The organism is Afipia sp. 1NLS2, assembly GCF_000178995.1.
In the GTDB taxonomy this organism is placed as follows: domain Bacteria; phylum Pseudomonadota; class Alphaproteobacteria; order Rhizobiales; family Xanthobacteraceae; genus Afipia.
On sequence record NZ_ADVZ01000001.1, the window covers coordinates 739,157 to 758,892 of the forward strand.

Genomic DNA, 19,736 nt, shown 5'->3' on the forward strand with positions numbered 1-19,736 from the left:
GCGTCAGGGTCTGGCCGCGTGCGCAGCCTTGCGGGGTTCGCTCTTGCCGAGCCAATCCTCGAGCACGCTTTCTGCGCCCTCGTTGAGGAGTGGCGGCGCGCGCCAGCCCTCCGCAACATCGAAGCCGGAATATTTCACCGCCGAGCCGATCGTCGGTACTGAACCGTATTGCGGGTGATCGAGCGACAGCAGCATCTTGCGATGCAACAGCTGCGGGTGGCTGAACACCTGCGCCACGTTGTTCACCGGCGCATTCGGCACGGTTCCCTTGTCGAGCAGCGCAATGATTTCGGCATTTGTATATTTCGCGATCTCCGCATCGAGAACGCGATACATCTCGTCGCGGTTCTCGACACGCACAGCAAGCGTGGCGAAGCGTGGGTCGGTGATGAGATCTTCCCGCCCGATAGCCCGGACGAATGGCTCGTACACCGTCTGGTAGCCAGCACCGATCACCACTTCGCCGTCGCGGGTTGAAAATACCTTGTAAGGCACGATCTGCGAGTGCTCGGAGCCCCACTTCTCGCGTACCTTGCCGGCAATCAGATACTCCATCGCCGCATCGACAAGGAAGCTCACCTGAGATTCCATCAGACTTGTCTCGACACGCTGGCCGCGCCCAGTTTCCTTGCGCTGCAATAGAGCCGTGACGATGCCGCTATAGGCGTAAAGACCGGTGACGAGGTCAAACACCGAGGTACCCTGCTTGATCGACTTGCCGTTCTTCTCGCCGCTGATGCTCATGAAGCCGAATTCGGCCTGAACGGTAATGTCGAACCCGCCGCGGTCCCCCTGCGGGCCATCAGGTCCTAGTGCAGAGAGCGATGCGTAGATCACGCCGGGGTTTGCGGCTGAGACCCGCTCGTAATCGATGCCGAGACGCTTCAGGACCGGCGGACGGAAGTTCTCTACGACAACGTCGGCGCGACACGCCAACTGATAAAGAAGATCACGGCCTTCTTCGGTTTTGGCATCGAGCACGAGCGAGCGTTTGTTGCGATTGCCGGCGAAGAAGGTCATGCCGTTCTCTGCTTTGAACGGAGGGCCCTGACGACGTGTCTGGTCGCCGCTGCCAGGCGATTCGACCTTCACGACATCGGCACCGTGATCACCAAGAAGCATCGTGCAGAACGGTCCGGCGAAGAACCGGGTTAAATCTAGAACCTTCAAACCTGCCAAAGGTTTCATTATCTTCCTCCAGCACCGCACCTCGACGGCCATGCTGAACCGGGGATCGGGCTGCAACAGATTTCCAGTCGCGAGCGAGAGCGGCAAACAACAAAAAATCCGTGTTGGTTGAGTTTTTGTAGTTCGTACACGGCGACATTCCACCCTTACCGTGAGCGCATCACGCTCTCTATCTTTAGCAATGCGGAACAAGCAGAATGTCCTCGCCCCTCGCCGTCGCCGATATCGGCTCCGTCACGCATCTCAAGCTCAACCGCCCGAAGGTTCTCAACGCGCTCGATGAGGCGACGTTTGATGCGTTTCTCGTCGAGATCGCGCGCGTGGAGCAAAGCGGCACACAAGGCGCGATGGTTATTTCCGGCGAAGGTGCAAAGGCCTTCTGCGCCGGCGCTGACCTCGACACCGTGAAGCGGCTCACCGGTGCGGAGAAGCGGCGTTTCGTCGAAAAAGCCTGGTCAACGCTCGATCGGCTTGCGCGATCGCCGATCCCCTCGGTCGTTGCCCTGCACGGCTACGTGTTGGGTGGTGGATTTGAACTCTCGCTTGCCTGCGATATTCGCATCGCCAGCACCGGAACGGTTTTCGGCTTGCCGGAAATCGCGCTCGGCGCTGTACCCGCCTTCGGCGCGATCCAACGTCTGCCGAAGTTGATCGGCCAAGGACGCGCAGCCGAACTGATGTTGACTGGCCGCCGCTTCGATGAAAACGAAGCACTCTCCATCGGAGCAATTACGAAAGTTATGGAGGCCGAGGCGTTGCTGTCCGAGGCGCTAGCGATCGCCAGACAGATCGCGGAGCGGCCTCGTGAGGCTCTCCGTTATCTCAAGCTAGCGCTCACCAACGATATCGACGGGCGTCTTGCGTCAAACTTGCACGCACTGATCTCGGACACCTGCCACAGGGAACCAACCTATCAAGCGCAGATCGGTCGGTTCGCGAAAGGGTAATCCTTCGCAGAATTCTGCGTGCGTTACCTCCTCGGTGAACGCAGCTATGGCGTTGATTCTAATCCGAACCACGACTTGCGGAAGCAGTCCATCTTCGCGGCATACTGAAGCGATTCGGTCCAAGCCCCGTTGCGACAGGGCTAATCGCTAGCGTTCTGGCCGGCGATGGTTATGTGCCCGCCGCGTCGCACTGAACAAGAAATAGAATCATTACCCCTCGAATATGAGCCTTCTCATATCCACAAAGACTTGGAGCTTACATCCAAACAGAATTTCCACGGCATGGCTTGCCGCCATTGTTCGCGGCAAGCCGATTAAGGATAGCTCGTGTGAATCAAGGCAGGCGGCATCGGTCCCCCAGTCGCCCAATCCAGCAGTTCTGCAGTATGCACCACCGGGACTTGCGTACCCGAACCAATTTGCATCATGCATCCGATATTGCCTGCACTGATCACGTCTGGGTCGATCATCTCAAGGTTTGTGACTTTTCGATCTTTAAGTTTGGTCGAGATCGCCGGCTGCATTAAATTGTAGACACCCGCCGAACCACAACAAATGTGGCTATCCTTCGGCTCGAGAACCACGAAGCCAGCCGCCTTGAGCAAGTCCTTCGGTGCCGAGCGGATTTGCTGACCATGCTGCAACGAGCAGGCCGCATGATAGGCAACGCGCAGCGGTTTCGCACGCGAGGGGTTTAGCAACCCGATCTCCGCCATGACTTCACTGACATCCTTCGCAAGCGCTGCAACGCGCGCAGAATCGGCCGCCAGCGCGTCATTGCGAAACATATGCCCATAATCTTTGACGGTGGTGCCACAACCCGACGTATTAATAACGACGGCATCGAGGCCGCCACCATCGAGCTCAGCGATGATTGCCCGAATATTGGCCGCGGCAAAAGCATGGCTTTCGTCCGCTTTACCCATGTGATGAACCAACGCACCACAGCACCCAATGCCTTTCGGGATAACAACCTCACAGCCATGACGCTGTAGCAAGCGGATCGTGGCTTCATTGATGTCGGGATTGAGTGCGCGCTGGGCACAGCCCGTGAGCAGAGCCACACGTCTACGTCGCGGAACTGCGGATGGAAAACTCTGCGGGCGATCGCTCCTGCTTCTACCGGGAGTACGAGACGGCGCCATTTCGAGCATGGCGCGCAATCGTTCATCTGGAAGCAGATTGCGAAGCGGCCGAACCAGTCGGGCAGCCGTTAACGCAAGACGAAATCGATTCGGGTACGGGAGTATTCTAGACAACAGCCAGCGCAAAACCCGTTCGTCCCAACGCCGCTTGTAGTTTTGCTCGATATACTCCCGCGCGTGATCGACAAGATGCATATAATGCACGCCGGAGGGACATGTCGTCATGCAAGAAAGACAGCTCAGGCAGCGATCAATGTGCAGCACTGTGGTTGCATCGGGAACCTTGTTGTTCTCGAGCATATCCTTGATCAGGTAGATGCGTCCGCGCGGACTATCGAGTTCGTCGCCCAGCACCTTATAGGTTGGACAGGTCGCCGTGCAGAAGCCGCAATGAACGCACGATCTTAAGATCTCGTTTGAACGCGCTGTCGCGGGGTCCCTCAATTGAGCGTCACTGAAGTTCGTCTGCATATCAGGTCCCCATCAGCCCCGGATTCAAGATACCTGCCGGATCGAAGGTTCGACGCAAGGCGGCCGATAGGGACGCAATGGGAGCAGATGCTGGCTGAAACATATCTGACGCAACAAGGCCGCCGCGACGTACGAGAGTCGCGTGCCCGGCCGGGAGTGCGGCACGGACACGGTCGCCCTCCGCATGGCCCGTATACCAAATCAAGCCACCGCCCCAATCGATGGAGGCGCTCCCTCCCAGGCTCTCCAGCGCTGCGACAGTCATCGGGGCATCAGACGGCTTGACGAGTATCCGCCAGAGCGGTGAATCGAGGCCGGAAAAATGTTCAGCGTCGCGCAGTCTGCGCCAAAGCGAACGGCTTTTGTCCTCGAGAAGGATCTCGGTCTTGCGCCCGCCAAACAAGGCCTGGACCCGATCACGTCGATAGCTGACTTGCCTCTCCAGACCCTCGAGTCTCAACCAGGCAGTATTTGCATGGAAAGCCGCACCGGAAACCTCGAACGGTGTCGCGAGAGCCTTGGCAAACAGCTCAACAGCCACTGTGGCGTTAACTTCGTGAAAAGCTATAGTCTCCTGACAAGGAGCAACCGGAAGCGTTTTGAGTGCAACTTCCGTTAAAATGCCGAGCGTTCCGTACGAGCCGCAAAGCAACTTGCCAAGATCGAGACCGGTGACATTCTTCATCACGCGACCACCGCTCTTTAAAATGCGGCCGGCGCCATCAACGAATCGTACGCCAAGGAGGTGATCACGGCAGGCGCCTGCAATAACACGGCGAGGGCCAGACGCGTTCGTAGCGACCACGCCGCCGATCGTTGAGGAACCGCTCGAGCCTAACAGGCTCCGGCTATCCATCGGCTCGAAGGTCAATTGCTGACCTTGGGTGGATAGCAGCGCTTCGATCTCCGTCATCGGCGTTCCAGCACGTGCGATGATCGTAAGTTCACCAGGTTCGTACTCGATGACACCGGTCAGAGCTGCGGTGCTCAACTGATGATGCGCACGAATGGTATTGGCCTCCAGGCGCGTGCGACCGCCCGCAATACAGAGACTTTCTGACTTTGAACGGCAATCGGCAACAAGGGCCGCGAGTTCGTTTTCCGTCGCTGGCGGAATACCACTCGCTCGCTGCGCCACTGTCTCGCGATCCCAACTCATCGAGATGCCGCCCTTCGATCGCAGTGACGACGGCTCATTTCAAGTGGGAATACTTTGGCGGGGTTGAGCAGCCACGTCGGGTCGAATGCGTCCTTGATTTCCATCTGAATGGCAAGGTCGTCTTCCGCGAACTGCTTCGTCATCAGATCACGTTTCTCGATGCCGATGCCGTGCTCCCCGGAAAGACATCCCCCGACATCGACACAGAGCCGCAGAATATCATTACCGAACGCCTCGGCGCGTTCGAGCTCGCCCGGCGCGTTGGCGTTGAAAAGGATGAGCGGGTGCATGTTGCCGTCGCCGGCATGAAAGACATTAGCGACTTCCAGACCACATTGCTGCGACAACTCACCAATGCGCTTCAGCGTGTATGGGAGTTTTGACACAGGCACGGTGCCATCGAGGCAAAGATAGTCACCAAGCCGCCCCATAGCGCCGAAGGCGGCCTTGCGTCCTTTCCAGATCGCCAAAGCCTCGCCGGCGTTGCGGCTGCTACGGAACTCGACCGGCTTGAGTTCAGCCGCAATCGAACGGATGCGTTCGATCTGATCCGTAATTTCCGCCTCGGCCCCCTCGACTTCCACGATCAGCACCGCGGCGCAATCGGGATACCCAGCCTTGGCGAAGGACTCCACGGCGCGCAGACAGACGTCGTCCATATATTCGATCGCCACCGGCAACAGACCGGAACGGATAATCCGCGCAACGCATTCGCCTGCAACTTCTGCACTGTCGAAGCCAATCAGCATCGGCCGTGCTCCTTCGGGCTTCGGCACGATACGAAGAGTGGCTTCAGTCACGATCGCAAGCTGTCCTTCCGAGCCGCAGATGAGGCCGAGAAGATCAAGGCCCGCCATACCAAACTCAGGCCCACCGACATCGACGATGTCACCAGTGACCAGGACCATCCGCACGCCCATCAGATTGTTGGTCGTCACACCATATTTGAGGCAATGCGCACCACCGGAGTTCATCGCGATATTGCCGGCGATGGTACAGGCGAGTTGCGACGAAGGATCGGGCGCATAGAAGAAGCCGTGCGGCTCGAGTTCGGCGCTGACAGAGAGGTTTGTCACGCCCGTTTGGACACGAATGAAACGATTGGCCGTATCGATCTCAAGGAAGTCGCGCAGCCGCATGGTGCCGATAACAATACTATCCGCCGTTGGTAGCGCACCGCCGGCAAGCGAAGTCCCTGCCCCTCTTGGAATGACAGGCACGCCATGCTGATGACAAATCCGCAAAGCGATGGCGACCTCGGCCGTTGTACGCGGCAACACCACCGCAAGCGGCGGGCAACGGTACGCGGTCAAAGCATCACATTCGTAGGCACAGGTTTCCGCCGGATCGGCAAGCACGGCATCGGCAGGCAACGCTGCGCGCAGTGCTGCAACGATGTCAGGTGCCCGAGCCAAAATGGCTTTATCGGGATCTGGCATCGATATTGTGGACATCCCGATTGCTCCTGGATGCAAAATTAAGAGAGCGACGATGAGCGGCAAGCAACAGTGGCCTGACTATTTGGTAATATTTTTTACCAAATTTGTCAATTGGAAATTATAATGACCGTCTTTCTGTTATGGTTGCAAAGAGATAACCGGTCCATAATGGCCGGTAAGCACCCACGAAAGAGATCATGAAGACAATCAAGGCCGAACGCGCGGCTGACCTCGTCGCCAAGCACATTGAAGGTCTTATCCTGGAAGGCTCGCTTCGACCGGGGGACGCGTTGTTGCCTGAGCGGGAACTGGCCGAAAGGTTGGATCTGTCCCGCCCCACACTTCGCGACGGGCTAAAGATTCTGGAAGACCGAGGTCTTCTGGCGGGAAAGGAAGGAAGAGGACTTAGGGTCGCACAGCTCGGTGCGACGGCGATTTCAGATCCGTTAATCGAGATGCTCTTAAAAAAAGTCGAAGTGGCCGATGACTATCTTGAGTTTCGCGACGTGGTGGAAAGTTCTGCAGCCGCAATGGCGGCGGAACGCGCCAACGAGATCGATCTAAATAATGTGCGGGAATGCCTTGACCGGATCAATCATTCCTATGAGAAAGGTAATCCAGCGGAAGAAGCCACTGCAGATGCCGAACTCCACATGGCCATCTATGAAGCCAGTCACAACGTGGTCATCTTGCAGATCATGCGGGCGCTGTCGGGCAAGTTAAGAGACGATGTCCTGCTCAATCGCCAGCGTCTATTTACGCTTCCGTATACACGCGACCTGCTCCGCGACCAACATCGTGCCATTGGAACTGCCATTCTCGAGCGAAACGCGGATGCAGCTCGCATCGCTGCCCATACACATCTCGCTTACCTTCGCAGCGCGACGCGAGAGATCCGCGAAGCAGAGGCCAAGCTCGGCATTTCCTTGCGCAGGCTCGAGGGCGGCGGACTAAGCAATCGAAAGACCGGCCATTAACGCAATGCTCGCCTGCATACTAGGGTCCGGATCTGTAATTTGCGGAGCTTGGCGGTGTTTCCCTTGAGGGTTTCAAGGATCTGTCCGCACTGATGGCTGCAAGCAGCGACCGGGCTGTATCGGGTTTCACAAAGCCGAACGTTGCATTGACTCGAAGTGGGCTCATTGGCCCATCCGGTAACCTTCGCAGATCGTTCGTCCCTGCGTTCCCTCTCGGGACACCGCCCTCGGATCAGCTTTCAGGCTTCACCGTTGGCAAACGGATGCTACCTCACCTCAGGCTTCAAACAAAGTGCCGTCACGCAGCATGGCGTGCATGATGACAGCGAGGCGGCGGGCAAGCGCCACGCGCGCCTTTCTCAGACCTCGCCGTTTGGCAATCTTCATGGCTCACCCCTTGAGGGCGAAGCTGCCACGACTGCGCGTAAGGATCGAGTTGGCGGCTTCGTAGAGCAGCTTGCGCACCATACCATCACCTGTTTGGTGATGCGGCCTGTCCAGTTGACTGGCCCCACGGAGTGGTCCGGTCAAGTCGCTTGAGGCCTTGCAGCGTTTCGCTTGGTTGATGCCACGCGAAGTGCTGGCGGATCACCAATTCGAGATAAGCCTGTCCCGCCTCGTTGGCGGGCACATCTCGTGATGCGCGTCACTCGATATGCCGCGTCCCTTCCTTCGCTGCTGTCAAGCTAGAGCAGGCGAATGCGCACGCGCCAGACGTCGGGAGCGATAAAAACGCCAGCCCCGGTGCTGCAGAATATATTAGCCTTCCGTAGCGCATCTTGGATTTCGCAATTTTGCGGACCAGCACCTCAAGAGCGGGGGAAGCCTTGCAGATGATAATTCGGATGTCAGGAGATCCTAGTCTTCGATGCGGCGAGCGCCGCCTTGACGGATGACGTTCGTCCGATCAGCGACCCTCGTTCCGCAGCACGTGCCCGGCTAGGCGTCTTCCTCCTCCTGGGGACTGCCGAGCCAGGCCAATAATACGGCGAGCACACAGCCTGCAACGATGCCGAAGGTGAGGTCCTCGAGGAGCGTCAGTGCGAACGTCGGAACGAGCACCAAGGCGCTACGCCAGTCCTTCGCCAACCGCACGAATTCCTCCTTCTCGGCCATGGACCAGCAGACGACGACCAGGACTCCGGCAAGCGCAGCCAGCGGGACGTAACGCGCCAACGGGGCAGCGATCACCATGAAGAGCAGCAAATAAGCGGCATGCATTATGCCGGAAACCGGGCTCCCGGCGCCGGCACGGATATTGGTGGCGGTTCGCGCGATGGTGCCGGTGACGCTGATGCCGCCGAAGGCGGCGGAGGCAACGTTCGCGATGCCTTGCGCCACCAGTTCCATGTTGGAGCGGTGCTTGCGGCCGGTCATGCCGTCCGCGACCTTGGCCGACAGCAGGCTTTCTACGCCGCCGAGCAACGTGAACGAAAGGGCCGCCGGAAGGATCTGGACCAAGAGGTCGAGCGAAACATGCGGCATGCGCGGCGCCGGCAGACCGCCGGGTATCTCGCCGAAGCGGCTACCGATGGTTTCGACGGGCAGACCGAATACCAGTGCGGCGACGGAAGCCAGCGCGATAGCGATCAGCATCGCGGGCCAGTTCGGCCGCCAGCGACGCAGCGCGAAGATCATCGCGGACGTACCGATCCCGATGCAGGCGGCTGCCCAGCTTAGGGTCGGCAGCGCGGCACCAAGCGCGACGAGCTTAGGTACCACGGGACCTGGCTCCGCGCCCGCCAAGGTGAGGCCGAAGAGGTCTCGGATCTGGCTCGCGAAGATCGTGCCGGCGATGCCGCAGGTGAAGCCGACAGTCACAGGATGCGGCATGTGGCGGATCAGCGATCCGAGTCCGGACGCGCCGATCAGGATCAGCAGCACGCCGGAGACGAGAACGGTCAAGAGCAGACCATTCAGGCCAAATTGTGCTGCGGTTGCGGCCACCAGCACGATGAAGGCGCCGGCCGGCCCACCGATTTGATACCGGCTGCCGCCCAAAGCGGAAACGAGGAAGCCGCCGATGATGGCGGTGAAGAGCCCGCGTTCGGGCGTTACCCCGGAAGCCACGGCAATCGCCATCGAGAGCGGTAGTGCTACGACGGCAACCGTCAGCCCGGCTATCGCATCTCGCCGAAGGTCGGCGAGCCCGTAGCCTTCGGTGATCATGGTGAAGAGCTTGGGATGAAAAAGATGTGCGGTGGAAGTTCCGTCGGGCATGTGTCTTTGAGTACTAGAGTGAGTGTACGGGCCCCAAACGCCACGTGCGTCCGGGGGTGCTGAATTTTTGCACGGTTGGCCTCGCGAGCTTCGAGTCGATAGGATTATGATATCCGATAATGCCGACGCGACCTTGTCATAGCGCAAATTGGCGCCAACTCTCAGTGAGCCGCTGCAAATCCTAGCGATGCGCTCACCTCTCGCGCGATAATCGAGGGCATCCACAGCAGACCGAATATTATTGTCACGTCGACGGAGCGCGCGCCCGGAACCTGCGAGTTGCCGCCCAAACCTAACCGTCTGCCACGTCAACTCCGTAGATAACGCCAAGATCGACGATGTTGTGTCCGAGCGCGGATCGATGACGACCCGAAGGGCTTCCTTATCCGAGCGACAATATCATCGGTCATGGCGCCCTCACGGTCACGTGACTAGGTGACGTCGATTCCGTCGTATTCGGCCCAACAATCGGGAGTTTCGTAAACCTTCACGGTGAAGAGCTGAGGAAGTTTCGGGCTCGCCCGATCCCAAATCCAAATCGCAATGTTCTCGGTGGTCGGGTTCTTCAAACCGCCTGCGTCGTTCGGTTGATGATGACCCAGCGTTTTCAGTAATGGACTAAAAGCCTGCTCGATGTCGAGAAAATCGACTACAAAACCGGTGCGGGTATCAACGCGCCTCTTCAAAGTTAACTCGATACGGTACGAGTGCCCTACCCCTATGGTATGATGCGTGGCCGCACGTTGGGAAGGAAATGGGCAGCTTCAAATCTGAACGTTTGAGAAATTTTCATCTAATACCGAGATGCTTATGAGGCTGGACGCTTAGGGAGATGAATCATTCTGATCATTGGCTTGAGATCAAAAGCAGTTAGGCTGCATGTCATTTTAAAATAGTATTTACATAAGAATTTCTAGATGAAATTATCCTGCCCATCTGTACTGATGAATTCCAAAGCGAATGTTTGCGTTTCTCAGGAATGCGGCTTTATCAACCATTGGCTCCTGTGACAGACATTAGCAACGAGGGGCCAATGGAAGAAAATGATCTTCGGATAGGCTCAATCAAATGCCTGGGCGATAGTTTCGTTGCGCAGATTAAACGTGTTTTCGACCATGAGCAGAATGTGGTTTGGCATATGCTGACAGAGCCACAGGCGCTCGTGCAGTGGTTGGCGCCGGGCTCTATCGATTTGCGCTTGGGAGGTGTCGTTCATATCGATTTTGCCGACAGCGGGACGGTGATCGACAGCACCGTTCTTGAGTTTGATCCGCCATCTCTGCTTGCGTATTCATGGAGCAACGACGATGAACCTGAACGTCGGCTGCGTTGGGAGCTCCGCGCCGTCGAGACGCAAACCCAGTTGCTACTCACCATATCGTTGCCGGTGACAGAGGATATTGCCAAAGCATGCGCTGGTTTCGATGCTCATCTCGAGATGCTTGCCGCGGCACTCGAGAACGTTCCGATACGCTTTCCTGTCAATTACTTTTTGGATCGTCGGCGCGCTTACGCGGCGTTACAACAAAAATGAAGGAAATGCTGGCAGTGACCCGGGGATGCCCAAAAGCAGCATAAAAAAAATTAGCTAGTTTATCCAAAAGGCGGCTAAAGATTCGATATGAGTCATAAGCCGGGAGCCTGCCCCTGACCCAACAAACTGGTCCATGTAGAGAGCAATTTTTTCGGGCATTGTGAACCCTGTGGAGGGTGGATGCCATGAAGCGGAAGCGGTTTTCGGAGGAGCAGATTGCCTTTGCGTTGAGGCAGGCTGAGAGCGGGACGACGATCGAGGAGATCTGTCGGAAGATGGGGATTTCGGAGCCGACCTTTTACCGATGGAAAAAGGTCTATGCCGGCATGGGGGTGACCGAGATCCGGCGTCTGAAACAGCTTGAGGACGAGAACGCAAAACTGAAGCGCGTGGTTGCGGATCTGACGCTGGACAAGGCGATGTTGCAGGATGTCCTGCGAAAAAAATGGTGAGGCCCGCTGTCCGACGCGAGATCGTACACCATCTGCAAAAGGTCTACGATATTGGCGAGCGGCGGGCCTGCAAAACGACCGGCTTTCATCGTTCCTCCCAGCGCTACAAGCCGCGGGGCGATCCGCAAACCGAGCTGCGCATTCGGTTGAGGGACCTGGCAGCCAGCCGGGTGCGCTACGGCTATCGGCGTCTCCACGTTCTGCTGCTGCGTGAAGGCTATCGCTTGAACCACAAACGTACCTATCGACTGTATCGTGAAGAAGGGCTGTCGATCAGGACTAAAACGCCGAAGCGCAAGCGGGCGTGGCGCTATCGTTCTGGCCGGCCGGAAATCGGCGCCGCGAACCATTGCTGGGCGATGGACTTCATGTCGGACGCTTTGTTCGATGGCCGACCGTTCCGGCTTTTGACTGTTGTCGACTGCCACACACGAGAATCGCTTGCGATCGTTCCGAGAGCAAACTTCAGGGCCTTCCAGGTCGTCGAGGTTCTTGAGCGGCTGACCAGGGAGCGTGGTAAGCCAAAAACCATTCGCTGTGACAACGGTCCGGAGTTCGCTGGCAAGATGCTCGACCAGTGGGCGTACCACAATGGCGTCGAGATCGACTTCTCGAGACCCGGAAAGCCCACGGACAATGCGTTTTGCGAGGCCTTCAACGGTCGCGTCCGGGCCGAGTGCCTGAATGCCTCATGGTTCCTGTCGATGGCCGACGCCATCGAGCGGATCGAGGAATGGAGGTGCCACTATAACAACGACAGACCCCATACCTCGCTCGGTAACTTGACCCCGAACGAGTTCGCACGACAAACTCCAACAGTCCGAGAAATTGCCTAGCGCCTGGACCACAAAACGGGGCAGCTCCAAGTAGATCAAAACCATACTTCAGGGAGGACCACTTCAAAGGGGGCAGATCACTGGCGCATGCCAGTAATGGCCAAGATTCGGCTGACGGCAGACTGGCAGTCTCCGTGGCTTACATTAGTTAGGAAGTGAAAACTTATGATGAGGGTGCTGTGCACAGCTCACGCGCACCGCCCTCCCGACGGTTTTAAAAACGCTGGAAATTCGGAGGATCAGCGAAGCGGGAAGCGCCAATAATCTCAAAAGAGTGCGCTTATTCGTGTGTCGCACCATCAATCTGTGTTGCGAGAACATCATCCGCATGTCGGCACTGAATCATCGAACGCCAAAAACGTCCACGGAACTTCTGGAACTAACCTATTTTTTGTCGAACGCTGATGAGGCGTTCTGAATAGCCGTCGTCATTCACGCCCATCACATGGCCGCCGAACACATACTCATTGTTGTACCGGATCGTATGCTTCATCAGGCCATCCAAGGCGAACCGATACACGAGTTGGTGCGCTTCGGTACCGAACGAGGCTTGCACCAATTCCGTAGACGGCAGCCAGTCATAAAGATATCGGCAAGTATCAAACGGGATGACATCAAGGAACATCTCCGTGCTCTTGCCCTCCGCCACATACGTGTACCGCCGGGTTTGCTCAACATTGTAGTGGTAAGGCATCGCGTACTGAGCGAGGACTGGAAAAAGGGCGAGTTCGGATGTTGGGACGTCGCAGAACATGTACATATTTTGCATGTAGTCGTACCCCGCCAGAAGTTCCTTCATTGCGGGTTTTAGCCACTGACCGTCACCGTCATTTCTGAGCAGCAGATAGGCGTGAATGACATCATCCACCGGGATATTGGGAAAGCCGCCTAGCTCTCTCCGCCATGTGTCGATCAATTTGAACGACGATGCGTCCGGCGCGAGATAGTCCTCGTCCTTATGCTTGTTCAGCGACGCCAGCGTCCACCCGAGGGGGTTCATGTCGGCGTCGACTATGTAATCACCACCACCGAACTCCAGGGTCTCATCGAACGAAATTTGCTCTGCGGCATGCAGAGCCAGTTCGACAGGAGACTTGGTAAAAAAATGCGGCCACAGTCCGGACGCCGACAGACGAGCCATGGGCACTATGAACGACGCCAGATCGAACAGTTGTCTCGTAATGTACTGACCGTAAAAATTCGAAAAATCGGCTTTGACCTTATGGAAGAGGGACTCGTCTTCAGGTTGTCCTTTCGGAATCATTCCGTGTGCAACAGCGCCATCGGTCATGTTCCATTCCGGCTTCCCGGATTCGAGCATTCCCTTTGGATACAGATAGGCGCTGACAATATCGGAATATGCGTGAAGTTGGGCGACGTCGCCAATGTCCGGCTTGGCGAAATTCGTGATCAAGACACCTAAGGGGTTCAGGCGCTGGTATCGAAATATGTTCGCAACGGTTCTAAGTGTCGCTTGAGATGTGCTGGGAAGCGGGCCACACGCATCGAAATAGATAACATCAAACATCATCGGAACGGCTTGCAAGTACCGATCCATGGGCATCTTTATAATCTTGATGAGTGGATAGTCGGAGGCTTTGGCACTCGCCAGAGCTTCGTTGAATGTCTTATTTTCTGACTCGAATGCATAGATGCTATGTGGGTGGACTCCAAGTCCAACGAGTTCGTCAAAATCATTCATTGGCTCGGGACCAGCCAGATAAGCCACGACAAGGTCTCCTGCTGTTCTGGTACCAACCTTGCCTAGCCAAAAATTCTGCCATGCCTGAATGGCATGGTCGTCGCATTTCCCCGCTGCGTATTTGTCGTGACCTGTCCGCTTTGCGAGGTCATCTCTAACCTGCCGAACATAGCCCTGACTTACTATTGCACTACTTTCTCGCTTCTCCGTGAGCACCTCAACGGCATGTCTCAGAGCAGCGGTCCGCGCAGTCTTCTTTTGTGGCTGATTATACATATGCCCCCCTGCAAAGAAATATTGCAGAGATCGTGGGTTCGCCCAAGAGCAGATTGAACTTCGCGAAAGTCATCGTACATGACGATTTTAGGCAGTGCACACAATGGGGCCATTTGCTGGCCGGCAGGTTTGGGCGTCCGAACACAATGAAGCTGTCGTTGGGCTGCAGGTCGGGTACGCACGCCCTCAATCTGCGCAATGCGCGCTTGCAGATTTTCTAGGACAGCGGGTTGGTATATGGCATCTAGCGAGCGGTTGATGTGTTCCCTATTTGTTTGGATGGTTGGTCGTCTGAGCCAGCGGATGCCAGCGGGCATTTCTGCTGCCAACGCCCCTTACCGAAATTTCCACGAGAGAACGGCGACATTTTTCGGCGGCCTGGGTGCCGAGCGAGTCCGTCCTTCACACAACGGAAATCTGTTCAGGCTGGAGTAGCTGTCTTTCGAGCAATTCGGCGCGAGCTGCTTCAGGGGTCGGCGTGAACAGCAACACACGGAGGTCATCTAGGGCTCGTGAGAAAGACACGTAAGCAAGCTTGCGTCCACGCTCCCGCTGTCCGTCGGTGGGCTCGCCCGCAGTCGCGGGGGTGAGGATTTTGGTGAAGCTGTAGTTGTTCCAGTTCGCCTCAACATCGTCATAAACGACCAGAACCTTGGTGTACTGTTCGCCCTTTACGCCATGTTGCGTGCTGAATGCCGTATTCCGCGAAATGAAGGAGGCATAGGGGGCTATCTGTCCCACGTCCATTTGGAAGAAAGCATCGGCAAGCCAGTCGCCTTTATCGAGCCCGTGAGCTTCCGCATCATATTCTTCGGCACGAGGCGCGCGACCGAGATGTTCTCGCAATTTTTCGGATACGCGGATGATCTGTCTGTCCTGACAAAACCGGAGGATATCGCCTAGCGGACCAGTGTTCCAGAGGTCAGCCAGCTGCCCAACCAGGGCATTGGACATGTCGATCATCATTTTCAGCGTGTTCGGCGCATTCGGCCCATCCGCCGCAAACGCCGGGCTATCCCGCCGCAGGATATCGATGATCTTGCGGCTATCTCCGCTCTCATGGGCGGCGATCAACGGCAAAATGGTTGTCGTCAGCGGCACGAGCAGAAAATGCTCGCCCGCTTCAAAATCATCTTCGGCGCGCGACGACGCGTATGGTCCGTTGAAAAGGCGATTGAGGTCAGCAAACCCCATCCGCCTGGCTATCATTTGTCGAACGAGGAAGAGCTTGATCACGTCATCGCGATCTTGCCAGCCCCATTCTGCAACTGCTGCATCCATCCGCACCAGAGCGCGCTCGATCTGCGCGTCGGAATATCGGTTTCTGGAAAGTTCAGGCGCTTCGGACTGGACGAGCCGAAACTCGACGCTGCCTTCGCGACCCTTATTGTCGCCCGCGGCGTATTGCTCGACGTCACCGCGATATGCGTTGAGGGGCCGGATCACGCTTTCGGAGCAGCGAAAATTCTCAGTCTTCGTGATTGTCTCGGCACCTTCGGGTGGGGCGAACGAACCAGCGCTTTCGTCATAGATTTGCTGCCACGGGTCTCCGAAATAGCCAACGATCGGTAGCCCCTCCCCTACGCTAACGAGGTTTAGTCCCGTGACGATGCCTTCGAACGTATCCTGCGCCTCGTCGACAAAAATGTAGGGAAATCTGAGGCCCGTAATGCGCCGGAAGGTTAAATTGTGGGCGAACAGGTAAGACGCGATCGCGATGATGTCGTCATGGCTCAGGCGGCCTTTGAGATAGTCGCTGAACCGGACATCCCCATATTGAAAATCCCCGACCTCTGCGAGCCCCATGAGTTCCTGCTCCAGCCGCTCGGCTTTGGCTCGCGCATCCCGCGCCGCACGGCTGTTGCCGCCATTGTCCTTGGCCCGCTCCTTTTCGATCAGGGCAGGCAGCCGGCCAAGTCGCAGCGCGTCTCGGATATCATCTGGGAACCGACCGATTTGTTCCCAGAGAAAACCGTGCAAAGTCGATACAAGATAGAGGTCGTCGAAACCCAACCTCGACTTGATCACCTCAACTGCACGCTTCGTGAATGTGATGCAGGCAATGCGCTGGCCATTCTGCCGTAGCCCGCGGCCCTCCCGATCGCGCACGCGACCCAGCGCCTCCACCAAGGAGCGAGTCTTGCCCGAACCGGCACCGGCAATCAGAGCGAAGCTACGATGGCCATCAAGGCAAGCGCGTACCTTTGCATCAGCCTCACTTTCGACCCATGTCGTCATCGTCAGGCTCCTGTTCCGGCATCGGGTGCCGCGCCACATAGACGCGTCTCAAGCCAGCTCAGCCCCTCGCTTATATAGAGCGGCACCTTCCAAGCCGTGGTGCCGGCCAGCAAGCTCATCGCGAAGTCGGTCTTTTTGAAATTGTCTGACCGTATCCGATCATAGATGGCTTGATACGCTTCGGGAAGCGAATCGGGAATCTCGACACCAATGGTAAGAGTGCCTGCCCGCAGAAGCGCGAAATTTTCATATGCGATAGCCTCCTCAAGCGTTCTGGGGCGCATCGATTGCTGCGCGGCGCCGTCAGCGACGACGACATCATTCTGGAAGGCAATGCAGCGATCTTTCGCTTCGTTGATCTTGTCAGCCGCAGGCATTCCCACGAGGCCGCCGATCGTTGTCTGGACACAGAGCTTCTTCAACGTCGCATTCGAGGTGCGGGCATCGGGCACATCGGCACGGCAAGCGCTTGGATATCCGGTCGGGGCAACGGAATCGAGGTCAGTCACGACCAAATATGGAATACGCAGGAATGCCAACAGGCCTTCAAAACGATGAGCGAAAGCCCCACCGACTTCCAGGACCGTGAGATAGGTCGCACGTAGTCGGGCTGCCGATGCCTCGATCATCGACGGCATGAGCAATTTCTCGACGGCGCCTTCTACCAAGATGGCGGCATCGGCGAAGAACAGGTCGCAATGCGTGAGGCGGAGATAACGCTTCAGGAACGTGAGCGATTCCGCCGGTGACACGAGGATATCGTCAATGACCTCCGCCTCGGGCTGGAATGCCCGCAGGCTACGGACATCGGAGGCATTGCGAATCCCGCCATTGGCGACTTCGCCGCTCAGATGGCAGCGCTGGAAATAGCGGACCTTCTCAAAATCGACCGCATCCAAAATGTGGGACGAATGCGTCGTCACCACCAGCTGCGGGACGAGACCCGGTTGCCCCGATGCTTTTGCCGACTGATCAATAACGCTCCACACGTTCGCGATGAAGGTCTGCTGGACTTGCGCATGGAGATGGACTTCGGGCTCCTCGATGAAAATGAGGTGGCAGAGCGGCCGATTTTCAGCCGTGAGAAGCCATTGCGAATGGAAGTGCCGTGCTTGAATGGCCATATAGATGAGGTTCTTGAACCCTAGGCCATTGTAGAGTTCGGGAAGCTCATGGGCTCGACCGGGATCGACGTAGAGCAACTCGGTGTTGCCGCGTAGGGCGGTTTCCGGACTGAGCGACGAGATGATGCGCAGTTCCCGATCATTGATCGACGGTACACCGAGGTGCTTAATCAGACTGATCAGCGGATCGAACTGTTTGGCGTAATGCTCGGTGAGCAGCTTGTTGTTCTCATCGATGACGCGATGAGCCTCGGCAGCATGATCTGTCTGTTCCAGGTTCTTCCGGTAGTATGACGCAAACGCCGAAGAGAGCCGGTTGCTCCGGCTGCTGTCGTCATCGTTGATATTACGTTGTGCATCGACAAAATCGACCCTGACGAGATGCTTAAGAAGCCGGCGGCCTTCATCGGGCTCAAGAGGATTGAGCAGCACATCGAAGCCGCCGCCTTCGACAGTCTTTTCCTCAAGCGAGGCGTATCGGATAGCCGAATGGCTGCTCAGATTGTTGTCGGTAGCGAGATACTGTGAAAGGGTCTTTGTTCGATTGCCTTTCTGATCGGCAGGATAGGCTGCGGAATACTGGTCGCGGAGCTTTTTCTGATCTTCAACCCCATACGATAGCCGAATGCCAACTCTAGTGAAGTCAGACAGCTTCGGGAGCAACGTGAAAACGCGCCCGAAGGCGATGGTGTTGGGATCGATCGTAAACCAGAGATCGAGAGAAATTTCCGGCAGCGCCATCGCCTCGTCGGACGCCCCGAAGGCGTCAAAATCGGCCATCCGGGCAACCGCGAAATCATGAATCTTAAAGTCGCGTTCGCCAAGGAATGTGCGAAAAATTGCCGTTGCCGATGTCTTTCCGCTGTTGTTCGGTCCGACGAAGATCGTTTCCTTGTCTTCGATATCGATCGTGACACTCTCAAGGCGTCGGAAATTACGTATCGAAATGCCGCTCAGCTTCATACCCCCCCCTGCAGTGCTCAGTTCAGACCGTGAAGCCGCCCTTTAGAACGGCAATGGGTCCCGTCACCCTAGCAAGGCGAAGGTCGCATGCCTGCCGTCGTCCGACAAGGATTGCGGACGTTAGTGCACCGCGACCAGTCTAATTGGCGGGGCTTAACGCCCGTTCTTGGGATCGCGCATTTCCGCATTGAATGACCGGGATTTGCGCTTGCGACGGGTGATGCCGCACTGTGCTCCGTCCGCACTGCTAGAAAAGCTTGGTCTTGTGCAGCACGTAAAGGTGTTCGAGCTTTTTGGTCGCCGCGACGACCACCAGGTAGCCTAGGGTCATCGACATCGGGGTCTTGTCGGCCCAGTTCTCACCAACGAATTTGCGGTCATGCTTGGCCGTGTAGACGATGGCACCCTCGGCCTTCAGAGCTTTGAGCATATCATCGAACTCGTTGGCGAATGTCAGGCTGGTGGCGGCGGAGAGATCATCGAGCTCGCCTACGTCGCACACATAGTCAGCGAACGTGGCGACGATCGCCTTAGTCGCGCGATTGAGGTCGGTACTGATGTCGAAACAAACCGCGTCGTTCCCCTGGGCGAACTGGATGGCTTCCTCCCCAGAGCAGACGAGCTGCGCCGGGAGGCGCATTTGGTCGGGATGCTGGTCGTCGACCTGCTTCTGCTGGAAGGCCTTCAGGTCATCGAAGAAGCCAAGCACTGTCGCGGCAAACTTCGGATCGTCGAAGGTGTCCTGGTCGCCGTATCTCAGCGCCTTGGCCAGACTGCGGCGCGAGCCGATCTGAACAGTCTCGCCGGCCTCGAAGCGTTGCACCGTCCGCATGGTGATGCCGGCGGCTTCGGCCAGCGCCTCTTGCGATAGATACTGGGATTCGCGAACACAGCGCGCCCAGAAACCCAGAAGTTTGGGGTCAATTAAAGTGGTTGTCATGAAGTCCTCCTGTACGAACAACATGGGCGCGCGCCGAGACGACGAACACGACAGAATGCCGACAGTTGGCCGACCACTCCACGTAACCAGATGACTAAATTGATTATTTTCAGGCCATGCCGCGA

General features: G+C 57.0%; 14 protein-coding genes and 1 pseudogene. 4 read left to right on the top strand and 11 right to left on the bottom strand.

The annotated features are described in order from the left end of the window. Nucleotides 1–3 precede the first annotated feature (3 nt). Complete coding sequence (locus tag AFIDRAFT_RS03535; protein WP_245258103.1) at nt 4–1,380, bottom strand: CaiB/BaiF CoA transferase family protein; 1,377 nt, start codon at nt 1,378–1,380, stop codon at nt 4–6. A 5-nt stretch (nt 1,381–1,385) separates the two neighbouring features. On the opposite strand from AFIDRAFT_RS03535, the gene AFIDRAFT_RS03540 reads away from it, so the two are divergent. Further along, nucleotides 1,386–2,135, top strand: a complete 750-nt coding sequence (locus tag AFIDRAFT_RS03540) for an enoyl-CoA hydratase/isomerase family protein (RefSeq protein ID WP_009337713.1) — start codon at nt 1,386–1,388, stop codon at nt 2,133–2,135. A gap of 314 nt (nt 2,136–2,449) precedes the next feature. On the opposite strand, the gene glcF is transcribed toward AFIDRAFT_RS03540, so the two are convergent. The 3 genes from glcF to AFIDRAFT_RS03555 are packed head-to-tail and all read right to left on the bottom strand — an operon-like array spanning nt 2,450 to nt 6,364. Then, nucleotides 2,450–3,751, bottom strand: coding sequence for a glycolate oxidase subunit GlcF (glcF, locus tag AFIDRAFT_RS03545; RefSeq protein ID WP_009337715.1), 1,302 nt, complete (start codon nt 3,749–3,751; stop codon nt 2,450–2,452). 1 nt (nt 3,752) lies between these two features. Further along, complete coding sequence (gene glcE, locus AFIDRAFT_RS03550) at nt 3,753–4,910, bottom strand: glycolate oxidase subunit GlcE (RefSeq protein WP_009337717.1); 1,158 nt, start codon at nt 4,908–4,910, stop codon at nt 3,753–3,755. Further along, on the bottom strand, nt 4,907–6,364 hold the full coding sequence (locus tag AFIDRAFT_RS03555) for an FAD-linked oxidase C-terminal domain-containing protein (RefSeq protein ID WP_009337719.1): 1,458 nt from the start codon (nt 6,362–6,364) through the stop codon (nt 4,907–4,909). The genes glcE and AFIDRAFT_RS03555 overlap by 4 nt, the downstream gene beginning before the upstream one ends. Before the next feature lie 182 nt (nt 6,365–6,546). On the opposite strand from AFIDRAFT_RS03555, the gene AFIDRAFT_RS03560 reads away from it, so the two are divergent. Continuing rightward, nucleotides 6,547–7,326, top strand: a complete 780-nt coding sequence (locus AFIDRAFT_RS03560; RefSeq protein WP_009337721.1) for an FCD domain-containing protein — start codon at nt 6,547–6,549, stop codon at nt 7,324–7,326. Nucleotides 7,327–7,602: 276 nt separating this feature from the next. Here the strand turns inward: AFIDRAFT_RS03560 and AFIDRAFT_RS20475 are convergent. The 3 genes and pseudogenes from AFIDRAFT_RS20475 to AFIDRAFT_RS03575 all read right to left on the bottom strand — a co-directional run. Then, nucleotides 7,603–7,838 (bottom strand): annotated as a pseudogene (locus AFIDRAFT_RS20475) (IS110 family transposase); the annotation flags it as partial. Nucleotides 7,839–8,265: 427 nt separating this feature from the next. Then, nucleotides 8,266–9,546 (bottom strand): SulP family inorganic anion transporter, encoded by a 1,281-nt coding sequence (locus AFIDRAFT_RS03570; protein ID WP_009337725.1) that lies wholly within the window; start codon nt 9,544–9,546, stop codon nt 8,266–8,268. A gap of 431 nt (nt 9,547–9,977) precedes the next feature. After that, nucleotides 9,978–10,232 carry a 6-pyruvoyl trahydropterin synthase family protein gene (locus tag AFIDRAFT_RS03575; protein WP_009337726.1) on the bottom strand — a complete coding sequence of 85 codons (255 nt, stop codon included), beginning with the start codon at nt 10,230–10,232 and terminating at the stop codon, nt 9,978–9,980. Between the two features lie 347 nt (nt 10,233–10,579). Between AFIDRAFT_RS03575 and AFIDRAFT_RS03580 the strand changes: the two genes are divergently transcribed. After that, the gene (locus tag AFIDRAFT_RS03580) at nt 10,580–11,080 is read left to right on the top strand and encodes an SRPBCC family protein (protein ID WP_009337728.1); all 501 of its coding nucleotides are present in this window, start codon (nt 10,580–10,582) and stop codon (nt 11,078–11,080) included. Nucleotides 11,081–11,265: 185 nt separating this feature from the next. Further along, nucleotides 11,266–12,368, top strand: a protein-coding gene (locus AFIDRAFT_RS03590) for an IS3 family transposase (protein WP_156786837.1) whose coding sequence is annotated in 2 segments (ribosomal slippage) — nt 11,266–11,527 and nt 11,527–12,368 — 1,104 coding nt in all. Because the reading frame shifts where the segments join, the coding sequence is not laid out codon by codon here. Between the two features lie 379 nt (nt 12,369–12,747). Here the strand turns inward: AFIDRAFT_RS03590 and AFIDRAFT_RS03595 are convergent. From AFIDRAFT_RS03595 to AFIDRAFT_RS19070, 4 genes are all read right to left on the bottom strand, one after another. Further along, nucleotides 12,748–14,346, bottom strand: a complete 1,599-nt coding sequence (locus AFIDRAFT_RS03595) for an SEN1985 family protein (protein ID WP_009337731.1) — start codon at nt 14,344–14,346, stop codon at nt 12,748–12,750. A 402-nt stretch (nt 14,347–14,748) separates the two neighbouring features. After that, complete coding sequence (locus AFIDRAFT_RS03600; protein WP_009337732.1) at nt 14,749–16,584, bottom strand: UvrD-helicase domain-containing protein; 1,836 nt, start codon at nt 16,582–16,584, stop codon at nt 14,749–14,751. Nucleotides 16,585–16,586: 2 nt separating this feature from the next. Beyond that, complete coding sequence (locus tag AFIDRAFT_RS03605) at nt 16,587–18,671, bottom strand: ATP-dependent nuclease (protein WP_009337733.1); 2,085 nt, start codon at nt 18,669–18,671, stop codon at nt 16,587–16,589. A gap of 247 nt (nt 18,672–18,918) precedes the next feature. Next, a complete protein-coding gene (locus AFIDRAFT_RS19070; RefSeq protein WP_009337734.1) occupies nt 18,919–19,611 on the bottom strand; it encodes a helix-turn-helix domain-containing protein in 693 nt (230 codons plus the stop codon). Between the last annotated feature and the right edge of the window lie 125 nt (nt 19,612–19,736).

Coding starts and splice junctions, on each gene's coding strand:
- AFIDRAFT_RS03540 (WP_009337713.1), top strand. CDS start 1,386: ATGTCCTCGCCCCTCGCCGTCGCCGATATCGGCTCCGTCACGCATCTC.
- glcF (WP_009337715.1), bottom strand. CDS start 3,751: ATGCAGACGAACTTCAGTGACGCTCAATTGAGGGACCCCGCGACAGCG.
- glcE (WP_009337717.1), bottom strand. CDS start 4,910: ATGAGTTGGGATCGCGAGACAGTGGCGCAGCGAGCGAGTGGTATTCCG.
- AFIDRAFT_RS03555 (WP_009337719.1), bottom strand. CDS start 6,364: ATGTCCACAATATCGATGCCAGATCCCGATAAAGCCATTTTGGCTCGG.
- AFIDRAFT_RS03560 (WP_009337721.1), top strand. CDS start 6,547: ATGAAGACAATCAAGGCCGAACGCGCGGCTGACCTCGTCGCCAAGCAC.
- AFIDRAFT_RS03570 (WP_009337725.1), bottom strand. CDS start 9,546: ATGCCCGACGGAACTTCCACCGCACATCTTTTTCATCCCAAGCTCTTC.
- AFIDRAFT_RS03580 (WP_009337728.1), top strand. CDS start 10,580: ATGGAAGAAAATGATCTTCGGATAGGCTCAATCAAATGCCTGGGCGAT.
- AFIDRAFT_RS03595 (WP_009337731.1), bottom strand. CDS start 14,346: ATGTATAATCAGCCACAAAAGAAGACTGCGCGGACCGCTGCTCTGAGA.
- AFIDRAFT_RS03600 (WP_009337732.1), bottom strand. CDS start 16,584: ATGACGACATGGGTCGAAAGTGAGGCTGATGCAAAGGTACGCGCTTGC.
- AFIDRAFT_RS03605 (WP_009337733.1), bottom strand. CDS start 18,671: ATGAAGCTGAGCGGCATTTCGATACGTAATTTCCGACGCCTTGAGAGT.
- AFIDRAFT_RS19070 (WP_009337734.1), bottom strand. CDS start 19,611: ATGACAACCACTTTAATTGACCCCAAACTTCTGGGTTTCTGGGCGCGC.